We start from the raw sequence: 17,339 nt of genomic DNA, 5'->3' as shown, positions 1-17,339 counted from the left end.
AATCTTTGTGGAAATAACAACTTTGAAAAAAAATAAAGGCAAAAATCATCCGGAACAGTTACTAGAACAAGATTTAAGAAAAAATAGTTTTTACTTAATTAGCAAGCGTTTTATAGATATTATAGGGGCTGCCTTAGGTGTTATTTTATTGGCTCCATTATTTTTAGTAATAGCTTTATTAATAAAACTTGAAGATAGAAAAGGTCCTATATTTTTTAAACAACTACGTGTTGGGGAAAATGAGAAAGTTTTTTATATATATAAGTTTAGGTCAATGATTTCTAATGCTGAGGAAATTAAAGCATCCCTGCTTCATAAGAACGAAGCAGATGGACCAGTATTTAAAATTAAAGAAGATCCACGAATAACAAAAACAGGGAAGTTTATAAGGAAGACTAGTATTGATGAATTGCCTCAGTTAATAAATGTTTTAAAAGGGGAAATGAGTTTAGTAGGTCCTAGACCCCCGTTGCCAATTGAGGTAGAAAAATATAATGTATATGAAAAGCAACGACTAAAAGTTACACCTGGACTTACTTGCTACTGGCAAGTTAGTGGAAGAAGTAATATAAGTTTTGAGAAATGGGTCGAGTTGGATTTGAAATATATAAAAGAAAGAAGTTTATTAATTGATTTAAAACTTATTTTTAAAACGATTTTTGTACTCTTTGGCTCGAAGGATGCTTACTAATATATTTTAGACTGGATGGTTACCATGGTTAAAAAATTTAAATACCTTCTTTTGTATTGTATATCTATAGTGCTAAGAAACTTCTTCAAGGTTGAAGAAGGATTGCTGCTTTTTGGGGCAAGAGGAGGAAGAGGGTTTGAAGACAATACTAAATATTTATATTTCTATGCTAGAAGGCATGGAAATTATAACGTAGTTTGGATTTCAAAGGATAAGACCATAGTTAAAGAATTAAAGGATAAAGGATTACCAGCAGAATATTATTTTAGTAAGAATGCATTTGTGTATTCCATGAAAGCACATGCAATCTTTATTACACATAGTTTAAGCGACGTCATGCCCGTTATTTATAATAAAAAGACTAAAGTAGTAAATTTACATCATGGAATTCCAATGAAAAAAATAGAATTTTTAGACAAAAATATTAAGTTATTAGGTAAAATTAATAATTATTATAAATCCAAAAGAACAAATATTTTCATTTCTAACAATGTCTATTTTAATAATATATACTCAAAATGCTTTAACTTAAAGCCAGACAAAATTAAAACTATCGGCTATCCTCGTATGGAATTTTTATTAGATTCATCGAAATTTGGAATAGAGATCAAAAGTCCCTTCCCTCAAGAAAGTATTTATAAAAAGGATAATAAGGTTTTTTTATTTGCACCGACTTTCAGAGATTATGAAACCGAAAATATATTTAATGAATCACAATTAGATAATATAAACCAAATATTGAAAAAAAAATCTAGTAAATTATATATTAAATTACATCCATTTGATAAGAGAAAAATAAATACTGATGCTTATGAAAATATTTATTTATTTAGTTCAGGTACTAACATTCAAGAGGTTTTACCTTTTGTAGATGTATTAATTACTGATTACTCGTCAGTAGTTTTTGATTTTTTACCATTAAAGAAACCGGTAATTTTGTATTGCAATGATTTAAAGAAATATTCGGAAAACAGAGGCTTTATAATTGAATTTGAACACTTATTTAAAGAGCACATAGTGAAAAGCATGGATGGCTTCTTAGGAGCTCTCAAAAATAGTGATGATTTTATTGTGGATAGTGAATTAGAGAAAGTTATAGTTAATAGCGAGCTTAAACAAGCTTCTTTAAAAATTTTAAAACAAATATAAAAAATAAGGAGGAAGGGGATGAGCAGTTATTCTTGGTGGTTAGAACCCCACAAATTGTTTATTGGTTTTGTAACACCAATATACCTTTCTATTTATTTGTTTTATAGGAATTCAATTTATATAGATGAATCTTATAATTACTTAAATGGTTTTTATTTTTATATTGGGTTATTGTATTTACTATCTTTTGTATTTATAACGTTTATTATTATAAAGGGTATGAACAAAAATAAAAAAAACAATTACATCATAGTAGTAAAACCATTCTATCTCCATTTAACTGCAATATTATGTTTATTTGGTTATTTAGTTTGGTACGGAGAATTAATATTGCAACCTAATTTAATATTAAATATTTTTTTAGGAGAAACAGGTACTGATGGCTTAAGAAATCAAATTTCTACTATTCCAGGTATTACTACTTTATCACAACTAGGGGTAGTATATGCTATTTGTTATGTTAATTATGTGATTATGTATCAAAAGAAATTAATAGACAAAAAGTTTTCTATTTACCTTTTTATAATTATTATAATAACTATATTTAGAGTTTTTATATGGTCTGAAAGATTGGCATTAATTGAATTAGCAATACCTCTCACCATCGGACTAATAATATATATTCGAGATAAAAAGCCCTCTTTTTTGTTTCTTAACAAGGTAGTACCTATACTTCCTTTTTTAGGAATAGGGTTACTATTTTTACTTTTTGGTATTACTGAATATTTTAGATCCTGGAATTATTATTCTTCAGTAACATCTGAAAATATAGTTAGTTTTACTACTGAAAGAATCCTTAACTACTACAGTACTGCGCTTAACAATGGGGTGGGGGCCATGAATAACTTACAATGGCCAAGCGGAGAAATGAGGTATATATTAAATTGGCTATACCAAATGCCACTTATTGGAGAATATTTAAGTGAAACCGTAGTAACAAGTACTAATTCTGATTATAAAACATATTTAAGAACATATGGAGATACCGAATTTAACAATCCATCTGGATTGTTTATGATAATGTTTAACTTAGGAATAATAAAGGGTTATATTTATACAATTTTTTATGCAATTATTTCCGGGGTTTTGTATAAATCATTTGTAAAACAAAATGGAATAGGTGTTTTTTTATATCCAGTGTTATTTATTTCATACTTAGAAATCTTGAGAACACTCTATTTGTCATCGAGTAGTACTTTTCCAATTCTACTTTTTAGCGTATTTGCTTATTTTTTCTCATATAAAATAAAAAATATACCTAATGAAGAGGGTTATCGTTAATAATTAAGGAGGAGACCAAAATGTTACAGGGTGTTAGTAATAGATACATGTGGTATAAAGATATAGCAAATCCAAACAATAAAATATATATCTATCAAATGGGGAAAGTAGGATCATCTTCTTTAGAAAAATCAATCGATAATTCAATTCACATCCACAGTTTTTACCCATTTTGGGAGCAAGAAATGTTTAAGTCAAAAAATAATTTAAGAGGAAAAAACAGGTTAAATAGTGCATTAAATAAGTTTTTACGACCAGTAGAAATGAAACTGACAAGAAAAGAGTTTAAAAAAAATTTAAAAAATGAAGGAACTACCAAAATTATAACTCTTGTTAGAGATCCAATTAGTAGAAACATTTCTTTATTTTTTCAATTTGCACCAATTTTTTTGTATGATATATATTTTGAAAAAGGTAAACGTTTAGATAAAGAAAGTGTTTTAAAGGAGCTTAATTATCAATTTTATGAGAAGCTTAATCAAGAAAGTTCAATAAATTGGTTTGATAACGAATTTCAACGAACCATAGGAATAGATGTATATGATTATAGATTTAATAAAGAAAGAGGAGCCTCTGTAATCACTAAAGGGAATATAGAAATACTTTTATTGAAGCTTGAAACTATTAAAGAAAACGAGAAAATGATTGGAGAATTTTTGGGGTTGAAGAACTTCCAATTGATAAGTTCTAATGTTGCAAATGAAAAGTGGTATTCAGACTTATATAATAATTTTAAAGAAAATTTCAAACCAACTACTAAATTTATTGATTCTCTTTATGACTCAAAGTATATGAGGCATTTCTATACTACCGAAGAAATTGAAAGGCTTAGGAGCAAATGGACGCGGTGAAACACTAGTGATAAAAAAAATTTTATATAAAAATGATTTTATAATTAAATTATTACAATCTTTTTTTGGCAAAGTATCATATACATTGTTAACTATGGTGTTTACTTTCTTATGTACAAGGTTATTTGGAGCTGAAGAGTTTGGGAAATATACCTTTGGTTATACAGTGGTAATTCTTTTTATGATCTTAGCTAAAGCAGGATTAGACAATGGCCTAATATTTAATATACCTAAAAATGGAAGTAAGCAAATCAGTTTTGTATTTTTATTCAACTTTTTATTAAGTATAATAATAATGGTTATATTGTTATTGTTTATTAGCGATCCAATAACTATTATTTTACTACCCCTTATATGGATGCTTTCAATGGAACAATTGTTTTTTGGAATATATAGAGCTAGTAATAACATAAAAGGATTTTATATCATTAATGGCTTTTGGTCCTTATTATTAAGAATTAGTCTTCTTTTAATATTCTACTATTTTTTATCAAAAAATGTGGCTAGTATAGTACTAGCTGTTTATATATCAGTAACATTTTCTATATTATTGTACTTCTACCAAAATAAAAGTAAATTCCATAAAATTTATGTGGATAAAGATATATTAAAATATTCTGCTCCCTTAATGTTTAGTTCATTTATAGGTATATTAATAGATAAAACAGATATATTAATGATTGGTTATTTCTCCACGAATACCTCGGTGGGTATATATCAAGTAACGGTACAAGTGTCAAACCTATTACTAATGTGTTTAATTATATTCAATACTGTGTTTGCCCCTAAAATATCTACTCTTTATCACTTAGGTAAGCTAGAAAAATTAAAAACGATTTATCTAAAGTCAACAAAATACTTATTTTTTACAGGTATGCTATTATCTCTTTTTTTAATACTGTTTAGAGAGGAAATATTAGTGGTCTTTGGAAGAGAATTTGTAGAGGGTGGTTATGCTCTAACTCTCAGAGTAATAGGGCAATTTATAAATATATCAGTTGGCGGAGTATGGATAATGCTAGCTATGACTGGTAAACCTATTTATCAAATGTATACAAATTTAATTACATGTATACTTAATATTTCATTGAATTTAATATTAATTCCCAAATATGGAATTAATGGTGCAGCAATAGCAAGTATGATTTCTCTTATATTAATGAATCTCACAGGTTTTGTTTTAGTACTAAAACAGTTTGATATAAATATAAAAGATTTTATGAAAATAAGATAATTAGGGGTTTTATAATGAAGGTCTATATAAACGGTCGTTTCTTAACACAAAGAATAACAGGAGTACAAAGGTTTGCGAGAGAAATTTTAATCTCTTTAGATAGATTGAAAAATAGCAAAATTAAATTTATATTGGTTATCCCTGAAAATATCACTTGTGAGTTAGAATTGGAAAATATTATGGTAGTTAAATATGGAAAAACAAAAGGTCATCTTTGGGAGCAATTTGATTTGCGCCGTTTTACTAGAAATAAGCTTTTACTAAATTTGTGTAATACATCTCCGATATTAAAGAAAAAACAGTTAACTGTAATACATGATATGGCTGTATTTGCCACACCTCAAAATTTTTCAAGAAGCTTTCAACTGTTTTATAAGATGCTTTTTAAATCAAACAAGTTCAGTAAAAATGAAATAATAACAATCTCGAATTTTTCAAGAAATGAAATAAGTAAATATTTAAAAATTAAAGAAGATAGAATACATGTAATAATTGAAGGTAAAGAACAAATTAAAAGGATTAATAGTGATAATGCAATCATAGAAAAATACAAATTAAAAAATAAAGAATTTGTTTTAGCAGTTAGTAGTATGAACCCAAATAAAAATTTCAAAGTGATCACTCGGGCTGCGGATTACTTTTCTAAAAATATCCCATTAGTAATTGCGGGGGGAAATAACTTTGAAATTTTTAAGAAAACTAACTTTTCTAAAGTTGAGAATGTGTTGCACGTTGGATATGTAACTGATGAACAATTAAAAGCCTTGTACGAGAATGCTTTATGTTTTATATATCCTTCTTACTATGAAGGATTCGGTTTACCGCCAATAGAAGCTATGGCAACAGGCTGTCCAGTGATTGTATCAGATCAAGCATCATTGCCAGAGGTTTGTGGCGATGCAGCAGAGTATATAGCTCCTGATGATGCTCACTCCCTTTCTAAAACAATTAAAAAGTTATATAGTGACCCGCACCATAGAAATTTATTAATAGAAAAAGGCAATAAACAATCAAATAAATTCACTTGGGAGTTAGCTGGAAAACAAATTTATTCCTTAATTGAAAAGAGGGTTATAAATGAAAGTAGCGGTCGTACATGATTGGTTAGTTACATATGCTGGAGCTGAAAAAGTACTAGAACAAATATTAAAAGTATTTCCCCATGCTGATGTATATAGTATTGTAAACTTTATACCCGAAAATGAAAGGTCTTTTATTATGAATAAAGAAGTTAACACTTCTTTTATTCAAAAATTGCCTTTCGCTAAGAATAAATATAGGAATTATTTACCTATTATGCCTTTTGCAGTTGAGCAATTTGACATGTCAGAGTATGAAATTATTATATCTAGCTCGCATGCAGTTGCAAAAGGAGTAATAACGGGGCCAGATCAAATACATATATCTTATGTACATTCACCGATTCGTTATGCATGGGACTTGCAAAATCAGTATTTAAAGGAAGCTGGGGTTGAGAAGGGGATAAAGTCTGTATTAATTAGATATTTTCTTTATAAGATAAGAAATTGGGATTACCGAACATCTAACGGAGTAGATTACTTTTTATCTAATTCTAATTTTATCAGTAATAGAATATGGAAAGTGTATAGGAGAGAGGCCGAAACTATTTATCCACCAGTCGATATAACTAGGTTTTCCTTGCACGAAACTAAGGAGGATTTTTATCTAACTGCCTCACGCATGGTGCCATATAAAAAAATTGACAAAATTGTAGAGGCGTTTAATAAAATGCCTGATAAACAATTAATTGTCATTGGAGATGGACCGGACTTCAAGAAGATAAAAGCCAAAGCTACTGAAAATATAACTTTATTAGGATATCAATCTTTTGAAGTATTAAGAAATCATATGCAACGTGCAAAAGCGTTTATATTTGCGGCAGAAGAAGATTTTGGTATAACGCCTGTTGAAGCTCAGGCTTGTGGTACGCCAGTTATTGCTTATGGTAAAGGAGGTTCATTAGAAACTGTCCGCGGTAATAACGTAATAGAAAATCCCACTGGGTTATTTTTCTATGAACAAACAAATGAAGCAATTAAAAATGCTGTCAAAAAATTTGAAGAAATGGAATATGTATTTTCACCTCAAAATTGTAGAAAACACGCTGAATTTTTTGGAACTGAACGTTTCAGAAAAGAATTAAAAAGATTTGTAGATAGCAAAATGCTTAGCAATAAGAGTACGGAGGTTAAATAATGAAATTAGTATTGTTATCAGGTGGCTCGGGGAAACGACTTTGGCCTTTATCTAATGATTCTAGGTCTAAACAATTTTTAAAAGTGCTAAGTGGCTCAAATGATCAAAAAGTTTCAATGGTACAACGAGTTTGGGGTCAAATAGAAAAGAATAATCTATCTAATAGTTCCATAATAGCCACTAGTAGATCACAAGTAGATATGATAACAAGTCAACTAGGGTTAGATGTCACTATCGTAACAGAGCCTGAGAGAAGAGATACATTCCCAGCAATTGCTTTAGCAGCAGTATATTTGTATTCAGTGCAGGGATGTAGTCTTAACGAAGTAGTAGCAATGCTCCCGGTTGACCCTTACGTAGAAGATCATTTTTTTGAAAGGGTAAAAGATTTAGAGGCAACTTTAATAGAATCTAACGGAGATTTAGCGCTTATGGGTGTAAAACCAACATACCCTTCTGAAAAATATGGATATATTGTACCTGAAGAAAAGGAAAGTAAAAATTTCTTAAGAGTTGATTATTTTAAGGAAAAGCCTAATGAAATGACCGCTAGTTCATTAATTGAAAAAAATGCTCTCTGGAATTGTGGTGTATTTGCATTTAAATTAGAATTTATTATTAACTTACTAAAAGAGAAAGGTTTACCTATCAACTATGAAGATCTCTTAAAGTTGTATAGCTTACTACCAAAAAAAAGTTTTGATTATGAAGTAGTAGAAAAAGCGCATCAAATTGTAGCAATACCATATGAGGGTTACTGGAAAGATCTTGGTACTTGGAACACACTAACTGATGAAATTTCCTCGAAGATAATTGGTAAAGGTGTCATTAGTGATGATATAGATAATTCCCACATAGTTAATGAATTAGATATACCAATTACATTATTAGGTATTAATAATGCTGTAGTGGCAGCTAGTCCTGATGGAATTCTCGTTACTGATAAAGAATCTAGTCCAAAAGTAAAAAGCTATTCTAATAAATTTAATGGAAGACCCATGTACGAAGAGCGACGTTGGGGATGGTACCGAGTTTTAGAATATACCAAATATAGTGAAGGTAATGAGGTATTAACAAAAAGAATAGGAATAAATAGTGGAAATAACTTAAGTTACCAGGTTCATTATAAAAGAAGTGAAGTTTGGACTATAGTTAAGGGTGAAGGAGTATTTGTAATAAACGATCAATTAAAGCATGTAAGAGCTGGGGATGTTGTGCAAATCCCATTATCATCAAGACATGCGTTGAAAGCTACCACAGACATGGAAATCATAGAAGTCCAAACTGGTAGTGAATTAATCGAAGAAGATATTTATCGGATAGTACTTACTTGGGAAGAAATAGAGAATTACTGTAAAGTATACGAGTAGTATTGTTTAGGAAGAAAAATAATTAAGTAAATATTATATGAATATTTATGGAGGTATTATTATGTCTATCAAAGCACACGGAGGAACTCTAATTAATAGAGAACTAGAAGGGAGTAAAAAAGGAGAAGCTTTATCAGATGCCAAGTCACTAAATTCCTTAATACTTTCACCATGGGCGATTTCAGATTTAGAGTTAATCGGTATCGGAGGCTTTAGTCCCCTTGCAGGTTTTATGGGCCAGGAAGATTACGAAAGTGTTGTACGTAACACCCGTCTTGCTGATGGAACAATATGGAGTATTCCTATTACTCTATCAGTTTCCTCAAAAGAAGCTGAAAATTACCAAGTCGGAGAGGAAATCGCTCTTAAAGGTGAAGATGGTGTAGTTTATGGGACACTTAGCCTGGAAGAGAAATATAGTTATGATAAAGAACTAGAAGCACAAAAGGTATATGGAACAACTGAAGAAGCTCATGCAGGTGTGAAAAAACTTTATGAGCGTGGTGACGTCTACCTAGGTGGACCTATTACACTATTGAATCGTCCAGATCATGGTGAATTTAATGATTTCTATATGGACCCAAGCGAAACTAGACAAATGTTTTCAGACTTAGGGTGGAAGACAGTTGTTGGCTTCCAAACTCGTAATCCGGTACACCGAGCTCATGAGTACATTCAAAAGTGTGCATTAGAGGCAGTTGATGGTTTGTTGCTAAATCCGCTTGTAGGAGAAACAAAGTCTGATGATATTCCAGCAGATGTACGTATGAAAAGCTACCAGGTGATTCTTAAAAACTATTATCCGGAAGATGTTACTCGACTTGTAATCTATCCGGCAGCAATGCGATATGCAGGACCAAAAGAAGCAATTTTGCATGCGATTGTCCGTAAAAACTATGGCTGTACTCACTTTATTATCGGTCGTGACCATGCAGGAGTGGGTGACTATTATGGAACCTATGAAGCACAAGATTTTATTTCTCAGTTCGAAGATGAATTAGGCATTCAAATTTTTAAATTCGAGCATGCTTTCTACTGCACAGAGTGCGGAAACATGGCATCTGCTAAAACTTGCCCACACGGTAAAGAAAACCATGTACACCTTAGCGGTACAAAGGTACGTGAATTGTTACGTAATGGGGAGCGTCCTCCGAAAGAATTCTCTCGCCCGGAAGTGGCAGATGTCTTAATTAAAGGGATGCAAACGCAAACCGTATAGAGGATGGTCTGAATGACGTTTGAAATGATCCTTGTGATCATTGTTATAACATTAATGCTGGTTGGGTTATTTTTCGAAATGGCTCGACCGGATCTTCTTGTTTTTTTCACTCTGTTCTTTTTCATAATGACAGATATCGTCAGTACTAATGAAGCACTTGTTGGGTTTTCTAATGAGGGCATGTTGACCGTTGGTTTGTTATTCATCGTTGCTGGTGCTTTTGAACGTAGTGGATTAGTAGAGCGGCTGGTTTCATTTATGCTGGCAAAAGCAAAGACGCGCCAGAGTGCGATGTTTCGACTCATCGTACCTATCTCTGGATTTTCTGGATTTCTAAATAATACACCGATAGTTGTTACTTTAACGCCAATAGTACGTAAGTGGGCATCGGAGAATAATATCTCTCCGTCCAAATTTCTTTTACCCTTATCTTATGCAGCAATTTTAGGGGGTACCATCACTCTAATGGGAACCTCTACTAACCTTGTTATTCATGGATTACTGCTTGATTTTGGGGAAAAAGGATTTAACTTTTTCGAGTTGGCATGGGTGGGGGTTCCTATCACCTTTTTTGGCCTTGTTTATTTGATAGTGGTAGGACACCGTTTCCTCCCTGACCATAAAAGCTTAATCGAAAAGGTAAGAGAAAATACCAAAGACTATCTTAGTGAAATGGTAGTTACTGATGAGTTCCCCTTCTTAGGGGAATCGATTGAAGATGCGGAGTTACGTAATTTGAAAGGCTTATATTTGATTGAGGTTATTCGTGGGAAAAAGAGGATTTCCCCTGTAACCAGTCAAACAAAAATACATAGTGGTGATCGCCTGATTTTTTCAGGTATGATGTCGACTATCGCCGATTTACAGAAACGCAAGGGGCTTCAACTTGATACAGGGACCGACTTATCCCTGGATGATATTAAGAATGGAAACAATCAATTAGTAGAAATTGTTGTTTCTCATCAGTCCTCGTTATTAGGTCAAACCATTAAAGAAAGTCGATTTCGAGAGAGGTATGATGCGGCTGTGTTAGCGGTCCATCGAAATGATGAAAAAGTCCAGGGTAAAATTGGCGAAATCATTCCTAAAGCTGGAGATCTTATGCTTCTAGTAACAGGAAAGGATTTTGAAAGCAATCTGGAAGAGAGAAGAGATTTCTATCTGACATCGCCGATTAAAAATGGGAAGTTTCAAGAGAACGAAAGAACAGGGTGGTTCTCTCTTGTACTGCTAGTATTAATGATTAGCTTAGTCACCTTTAACATGTTATCCATTTTCAAAGCAATGGTTCTTACGGTAGGCATTTTAATCGCCTTAAATATAATCTCACCTAAACAAGCGAAGGCTTCTGTTCAATTTCAAGTTCTTCTTTTAATTGCTAGTGCATTGGGAATCGGTAATGTAATTATCCAAACTGGAACAGCTAAATGGTTGGCTAGTGGGATGATTGACTTGTTAGCACCATTAGGGATCATTGTTATTTTAATAGCGCTTTATATGCTCACCAATTTGTTTACTGAATTGATTACCAATAATGCCGCAGCGGTAATCATGTTTCCGATTGGCTATGAAGTAGCTGTTAGCTATGGGATAGAACCGATGGCCATAGCGATTTTAGTTGCTATAGCTGCATCCGCAAGCTTTTTATCACCGATTGGTTACCAAACTAATCTGATTGTCTATGGACCTGGAGGCTATTCATTTAAAGACTATATTAAGGCAGGTTTTCCATTGACAGTAATGGTTATGTTACTAACCGTTTTGATTGTTTATTATAAGTTTCTTTAAGAAGGAGTAGTTATATGAAATCTACTAACATCACATGGCATGACTCAACTGTATCCAAACAAGATCGTCAAAGCATGAATGACCATAAAAGCCCGGTGATTTGGTTTACAGGGCTCTCTGGGTCTGGTAAATCTACTGTTTCTGTAGCACTGGAAAGAGCATTACATGAACGTGGCATCCGTTCTTATCGTCTCGATGGGGATAATGTACGCCATGGATTAAATAAGAATTTAGGCTTCAGTCCGGAAGATCGTACCGAAAATATTCGCCGTATCGGTGAAGTTGCTAAATTGATGAATGATGCTGGTCTAGTAACCATGACAGCTTTCATTTCTCCATATCGTGAAGATCGCGACCAGGTCCGTGAACTTCTTGGAAAAGGAGAATTCATCGAAGTTTTTGTAAAATGTTCTCTAGAAGAATGTGAGAAACGTGACCCGAAAGGTTTGTATCAGAAGGCTCGTTCAGGAGAAATCAAGGGCTTCACTGGGATTGATGCTCCATATGAAGAGCCTAACAGTCCTGAAGTAGTGGTGGAAACCGACCGTCAGAACTTGGACGAATCTGTTGAAACGATTATCAGTTACCTAGTAAAGCAGCAATTAATTTAAACAAGCAATCGCCAGTACTTTGCTGGCGATTGTCTTTTATGAGGAGGAAGTATATGCTATCTGTCATTAAAGCAGCTTATGAAGCAGGACAGGAAATAATGAAAATCTATCAAACTGATTTTGATGTTGAATATAAAGAAGACGAATCCCCACTTACTATAGCAGATATGAAATCACATGAAGTCATTCAAAAAGCTTTGAAGGAAAACTATCCTGAAATTCCTATTTTAAGTGAGGAAGGAAAAAATATTGCTTATGAAGAACGTTCTGCATGGGAGAAATTTTGGTTAGTTGACCCGATTGATGGAACGAAAGAGTTTATTAAAAAGAATGATGAGTTTACCGTTAATATTGCCTTGATCGAACAGGGCAAGCCTGTTTTTGGAGTGATTTATGCTCCTGCTTTAGATACATTTTATGTGGGGCAGCAAAGTAAAGGATCTTATAAGTTAGAAAATGCAGAAGCATACGTGAACTCCTTGGAAAACTTAGAAGACTTTTATTCGAAATCAGTTGTATTGCCACTTCAAGATAAGCAACCTAATCAAGTGAAAGTAGTAGCTAGCCGGTCTCATATGTCCAAAGAGACAGAGGAATTTATTGAGGGTTTAAAAAGAGATTACAAGCAAGTAGAAACTCTATCAGCAGGTAGTTCCTTGAAGCTGTGCCTTGTTGCTGAAGGGGCTGCGGACTTTTATCCGCGTTATGCTCCAACCATGGAATGGGATACAGGTGCAGGCCAAGCAATTGTGGAGCATGCTGGAGGACAGGTGACTATTGCAGGAGGATCGAACCCTTTACGATATAATAAAGAAGACTTGAGAAACCCTTGGTTCTTAGCTAAATTGAATCGTTAATGGTAGGAGGGATATTATGACTGTACTAGTTTGTGGCGGTGCTGGTTATATTGGCAGCCATGCAGTAGCCGAACTGATTAAAAGCGGTAAAAAGGTAGTGGTTTTTGATAATTTTCAAACCGGGCATCGAGAGGCTGTTGTAGAAGGTGCGGAGGTAGTGGAAGGTGACCTTAGAAATATAAAGGATATTGATCAGGTCTTTCGTGGTTACACAATTGATTCTGTTATGCACTTCGCTGCTGATTCACTAGTAGGTGTAAGTGTCAAAGAACCTCTGGCCTATTATGAAAATAATGTATATGGTTCGCTGAAATTTAATAAAGTCTATGGTTAAACATGGAGTGGAGAATATTGTTTTTTCTTCGACTGCTGCCACTTATGGTGAACCTGAGCGGATGCCGATTGTCGAAGATGATATGACCAATCCTACTAATCCATACGGAGAAACTAAGCTGGCGATTGAGAAGCTGTTAAAATGGGCTGCAAATGCTCACGAACTGAATTATGCAGTTTTACGCTATTTCAATGTTGCTGGTTCCCATTCGGAATATGAAATTGGGGAGGACCATCAACCGGAAACACACTTAATTCCAATTATATTACAAGTAGCTCTAGGACAGCGTGAATCTATTTCTATCTTTGGAGAAGATTACCCAACACCCGATGGCTCTTGTATTCGTGATTATATCCATGTGGAGGATTTGGTTCAAGCTCATATTCTTGCTCTTGATCATATCAAGGAAGAAAAAGTGAATGTTACATACAACCTTGGGAATGGAAACGGTTTTTCTGTAAAGGAAGTAATTGATGCCGCCAGACGGGTAACCAAGCACCCAATCCCGGCTGTCGTAAAAGAACGGCGTGCGGGTGACCCAGCGCAATTAGTAGCAACCGCTGAAAAAGCTCGGAAAGAGCTGGGATGGAATCCGAAGTATACTGATATGGAAGACATCATTGCTACTGCCTGGGAGTGGCACCAGCAACACCCAGATGGTTATGTTATAAGGGAAAATAAGAGGTGATTATCCTATGACTTCTAGAAGAGCCAGGAAATCTACTAATCATAAAAGTAAAAGATGGCTTAAAATCATATCGTTAGTAGTTTTATTCGTTATTCTTGGTGGTGGAGGATATGCATACTCTATCTATAATAATGCTAAGCAAACCGTAGATAAGAAAATGAATACCCCAGTTGCCTCGATTGATTATGATATTGGGAAGAAAAAAGTGAAAGAAAACAAGCCTGTAAACGTACTTTTAATGGGCGTTGATGAACGGAACAATGATCGTGGACGCTCTGATGCATTAATGGTGATGACACTTGATCCAAAGAAAAATCGAATGCAGCTGATCAGTATTCCCCGTGATACCAGGACTACGATTGTTGGGGACGGTCGACAAGACAAGATTAATCATGCTTACGCATTTGGCGGAACAGACATGGCTATCAATACTGTTGAATCATTCCTTGAAATCGAGCTCGACTACTATGTAAGCATGAACATGGAAGGTCTGACAGAAATGGTCGACGCTGTCGGTGGGATCACTGTTAATAACAAACTCGACTGGAAAGACCGTGGATATTACAAGAAAGGCTATCATTATGCAAAAGGTGAAATAGAGCTGAATGGCCCAAAGACGATGGGATATGTGCGCATGCGTTATCAGGATCCTAATGGTGACTTTGGACGTAACCAACGACAGCGCCAGGTAATAGAAGGGATTATTGAAAAAGGTGCAAGCGTAGCATCCGTCAATAAAATCGATAATATGATTGGCGTTCTGGGTGATAATATGAAGACCAACATGAAGTTCAGTGATATGAAAAACCTTTTGACGAATTATAGTAGTACGAGAAAGAATATGGTCACCTATCAAATGACAGGTCAAGGGATCAAAATTAACGGTATCTATTATCTTCAAGTTCCAGAGAAAGAAGTACAGAAAGTGCATAGTATGATCGAAGAATATAACTCATAGTCTAACTACCCGATAAGGGTAGTTTTTTGTATGAATTTTTCGAACGATTTTTCTTGTTAACCGTCTTCTGATAGCATACAGTTACAATAACCAGAGATGGAGGACAAGAAGATGGAAGAAAACAACTTTGCTAAAGGGTGTATGTGGGGGATCTTGCTCTCGCTGCCACTATGGGTCCTCATCATTCTAACGATCTACCTCATGATGAAGTAAATTATCGGGCGGGTTTAAGTGAGAATCATTTTGGCTATCATGTAGTCTATGGATGAAATGACCAATCTTTGATCAAGTGATTGGAGGACGATGCATGTTTAAAGAAAATGATTTTATTACCGGATTCAGATGGGCTTTATTAATCAGTATCCCTTTATGGCTTCTCTTTTTTGGCTGGATGAGATGGTTGGCAAGCTAAGAAACATCTTTAAGGTTTGTATGGAGTACAGATGGTTTAGAAATTATTTACAAAATAAGAAAATAAGGACTTGAATCCTTACTAATGTTACATTATAGTTACAATAGAGGTCTTTTATACTAGATAACTTCTAATTAATAGATCTCATTGGTAAAGGTTCAGTAGTTGCATAAGTTACCAGATTGATTAAATACAATGCTGTTTATACTTCGTATAGGAAATTGAGAAGTGGAGAAGGAATGTGGAACTTAATGTCGAAATTTTTTTCTATTCGCAAACTGGTTAAGGTTTGTGCTTTATTATTGATAGCTATCGTATTGCTTGTGAATTGGCAGATACTAAGTAGATGGGAAACTCCGCTCAGTTATTTTTTGTGTTTAATTTTAGATATTCTAACCGTTACATTTAGTGTTTTCATGATTCATTTTGCTGACATAAAGGAGCGGAAAGAAGAAAAAATAAAGTGTGTATCATTCACGCTGGAAGACCTAAAGCTAAAAAAATTAATGCAATCTTCAAAAGGAAATTGACCAGCTTTCCACCAACCACCCCGGAACCTCCTGAATTTGGAGGCTCCGGGGTGGTTTGCTATACTAAAGCTGATAGTTTATGAGGTACGTAGATTAAATTTGAAAGAGGTGAAGTGGATGATAGATATTCATTGCCACATCCTCCCCGGAATTGATGATGGAGCCCAAACCTTGGAAGACAGCATCGTAATGGCAAAAGAAGCGGTCGATCAGGGTATCGATACAATTATTGCTACCCCGCATCATAAGAATGGAAAGTATGAGAACCCCCGTCTCGATATTTTGCACCATGTTCAGCAATTGAATTTCGAGCTGGAACAGAGGGGGGTTGAATTGACCATCCTTCCAGGGCAGGAAACCCGTATCTTTGGAGAGATGGCCGAGGATTTAAAAAAAGAAGAGATTCTCCCACTGAATATTGATAGCGGATATATATTTGTCGAACTTCCTTCGGACCAGGTTCCCCGCTATACCAAGCGTCTACTATTCGATTTGCAGCGTGATGGCTTCAAACCGGTTATTGTTCATCCGGAACGAAATAAAAAACTTATTCAGGAACCAGATCTGCTTTATCAATTTGTAAAAGGCGGTGCGTATACTCAGGTTACGGCTGCCAGCGTGGCTGGAAAGTTCGGAAAGTCGATTCAAAAATTTTCTCATCAATTAATCGAAGCCAAGCTTACACATTTGATTGCATCCGATGCCCATAATACCCACAGCCGTGGTTTTTGTATGAAAGAAGCTTATGATGATATAAGGAAGCAGCATGGAACTTCCTCCGTATATCAATTTACAGAAAATGCTTTCTATGTGACGGAAGGGCAAATATTGGCAGCAGAGCCACCGGAGGAGATAAAAAAGAAGAAGTTCCTTGGTATTTTTTAGTTCGCCAATATCTAATACATCTATCGACAATTTTTGTCGATCAGATGTATTTTTTTTGTTTATTTGGCAAAATCATCATATTTGCCTATCCAAATAATTCATAAGCTGCATTACTTTTCCTATATTAAGGAGTGAGGGAGTAAATAGACCTGTTATGGAATGCGACGAAAAGGCGACTGATTGTTAGAAGAATTTTCAAAACAATAGGATGATAGTTGCCTAAGATCGGTTTCTTGGGTAGGGGGTAAAACTGAGTGCATCTTT

General features: G+C 34.2%; 14 protein-coding genes and 1 pseudogene. All 15 read left to right on the top strand.

Annotated features, from left to right (window positions below; translation table 11 throughout):
* Positions 1–7 precede the first annotated feature (7 nt).
* The 15 genes and pseudogenes from P855_RS0113190 (at position 8) to P855_RS0113105 (ending at position 17,075) form a co-directional block, all read left to right on the top strand.
* A complete protein-coding gene (locus P855_RS0113190) occupies positions 8–691 on the top strand; it encodes a sugar transferase (RefSeq protein WP_051353217.1) in 684 nt (227 codons plus the stop codon).
* Positions 692–715: 24 nt separating this feature from the next.
* On the top strand, positions 716–1,840 hold the full coding sequence (locus P855_RS0113185; protein ID WP_028784008.1) for a CDP-glycerol glycerophosphotransferase family protein: 1,125 nt from the start codon (positions 716–718) through the stop codon (positions 1,838–1,840).
* An 18-nt stretch (positions 1,841–1,858) separates the two neighbouring features.
* Positions 1,859–3,121, top strand: coding sequence for a hypothetical protein (locus P855_RS0113180; RefSeq protein ID WP_028784007.1), 1,263 nt, complete (start codon positions 1,859–1,861; stop codon positions 3,119–3,121).
* 20 nt (positions 3,122–3,141) lie between these two features.
* Positions 3,142–3,972: a putative capsular polysaccharide synthesis family protein gene (locus P855_RS0113175; protein WP_028784006.1), complete on the top strand. Its 831-nt coding sequence runs from the start codon at positions 3,142–3,144 to the stop codon at positions 3,970–3,972.
* Positions 3,973–3,979: 7 nt separating this feature from the next.
* A complete protein-coding gene (locus P855_RS0113170; RefSeq protein WP_028784005.1) occupies positions 3,980–5,206 on the top strand; it encodes a flippase in 1,227 nt (408 codons plus the stop codon).
* A 14-nt stretch (positions 5,207–5,220) separates the two neighbouring features.
* Complete coding sequence (locus P855_RS0113165) at positions 5,221–6,306, top strand: glycosyltransferase family 4 protein (RefSeq protein ID WP_028784004.1); 1,086 nt, start codon at positions 5,221–5,223, stop codon at positions 6,304–6,306.
* Positions 6,284–7,423 carry a glycosyltransferase family 4 protein gene (locus P855_RS0113160; RefSeq protein WP_028784003.1) on the top strand — a complete coding sequence of 380 codons (1,140 nt, stop codon included), beginning with the start codon at positions 6,284–6,286 and terminating at the stop codon, positions 7,421–7,423. Before P855_RS0113165 ends, P855_RS0113160 begins: the two co-directional genes overlap by 23 nt.
* Positions 7,423–8,793 (top strand): sugar phosphate nucleotidyltransferase, encoded by a 1,371-nt coding sequence (locus P855_RS0113155; protein ID WP_028784002.1) that lies wholly within the window; start codon positions 7,423–7,425, stop codon positions 8,791–8,793. Before P855_RS0113160 ends, P855_RS0113155 begins: the two co-directional genes overlap by 1 nt.
* 61 nt (positions 8,794–8,854) lie before the next feature.
* Positions 8,855–10,012: a sulfate adenylyltransferase gene (gene sat, locus P855_RS0113150; protein WP_028784001.1), complete on the top strand. Its 1,158-nt coding sequence runs from the start codon at positions 8,855–8,857 to the stop codon at positions 10,010–10,012.
* A gap of 12 nt (positions 10,013–10,024) precedes the next feature.
* Positions 10,025–11,800, top strand: a complete 1,776-nt coding sequence (locus P855_RS0113145) for an SLC13 family permease (protein ID WP_028784000.1) — start codon at positions 10,025–10,027, stop codon at positions 11,798–11,800.
* 14 nt (positions 11,801–11,814) lie between these two features.
* Complete coding sequence (cysC, locus tag P855_RS0113140) at positions 11,815–12,411, top strand: adenylyl-sulfate kinase (protein ID WP_028783999.1); 597 nt, start codon at positions 11,815–11,817, stop codon at positions 12,409–12,411.
* A gap of 53 nt (positions 12,412–12,464) precedes the next feature.
* Positions 12,465–13,268: a 3'(2'),5'-bisphosphate nucleotidase CysQ gene (cysQ, locus tag P855_RS0113135; RefSeq protein WP_037986048.1), complete on the top strand. Its 804-nt coding sequence runs from the start codon at positions 12,465–12,467 to the stop codon at positions 13,266–13,268.
* A 16-nt stretch (positions 13,269–13,284) separates the two neighbouring features.
* Positions 13,285–14,290: pseudogene (galE, locus tag P855_RS20985) on the top strand (UDP-glucose 4-epimerase GalE).
* Positions 14,291–14,297: 7 nt separating this feature from the next.
* The gene (locus P855_RS0113125; RefSeq protein WP_028783997.1) at positions 14,298–15,248 is read left to right on the top strand and encodes an LCP family protein; all 951 of its coding nucleotides are present in this window, start codon (positions 14,298–14,300) and stop codon (positions 15,246–15,248) included.
* A 1,059-nt stretch (positions 15,249–16,307) separates the two neighbouring features.
* Positions 16,308–17,075, top strand: coding sequence for a tyrosine-protein phosphatase (locus P855_RS0113105; protein WP_084315701.1), 768 nt, complete (start codon positions 16,308–16,310; stop codon positions 17,073–17,075).
* The last annotated feature ends 264 nt before the right edge of the window (positions 17,076–17,339 follow it).

It is taken from the genome of Thalassobacillus devorans MSP14, assembly GCF_000496835.1.
GTDB classification, from domain to species: domain Bacteria; phylum Bacillota; class Bacilli; order Bacillales; family Halobacillaceae; genus Thalassobacillus; species Thalassobacillus devorans_B.
Note: the sequence above shows the minus strand (reverse complement) of the source record. Positions and strands in the feature narration are given on the sequence as shown.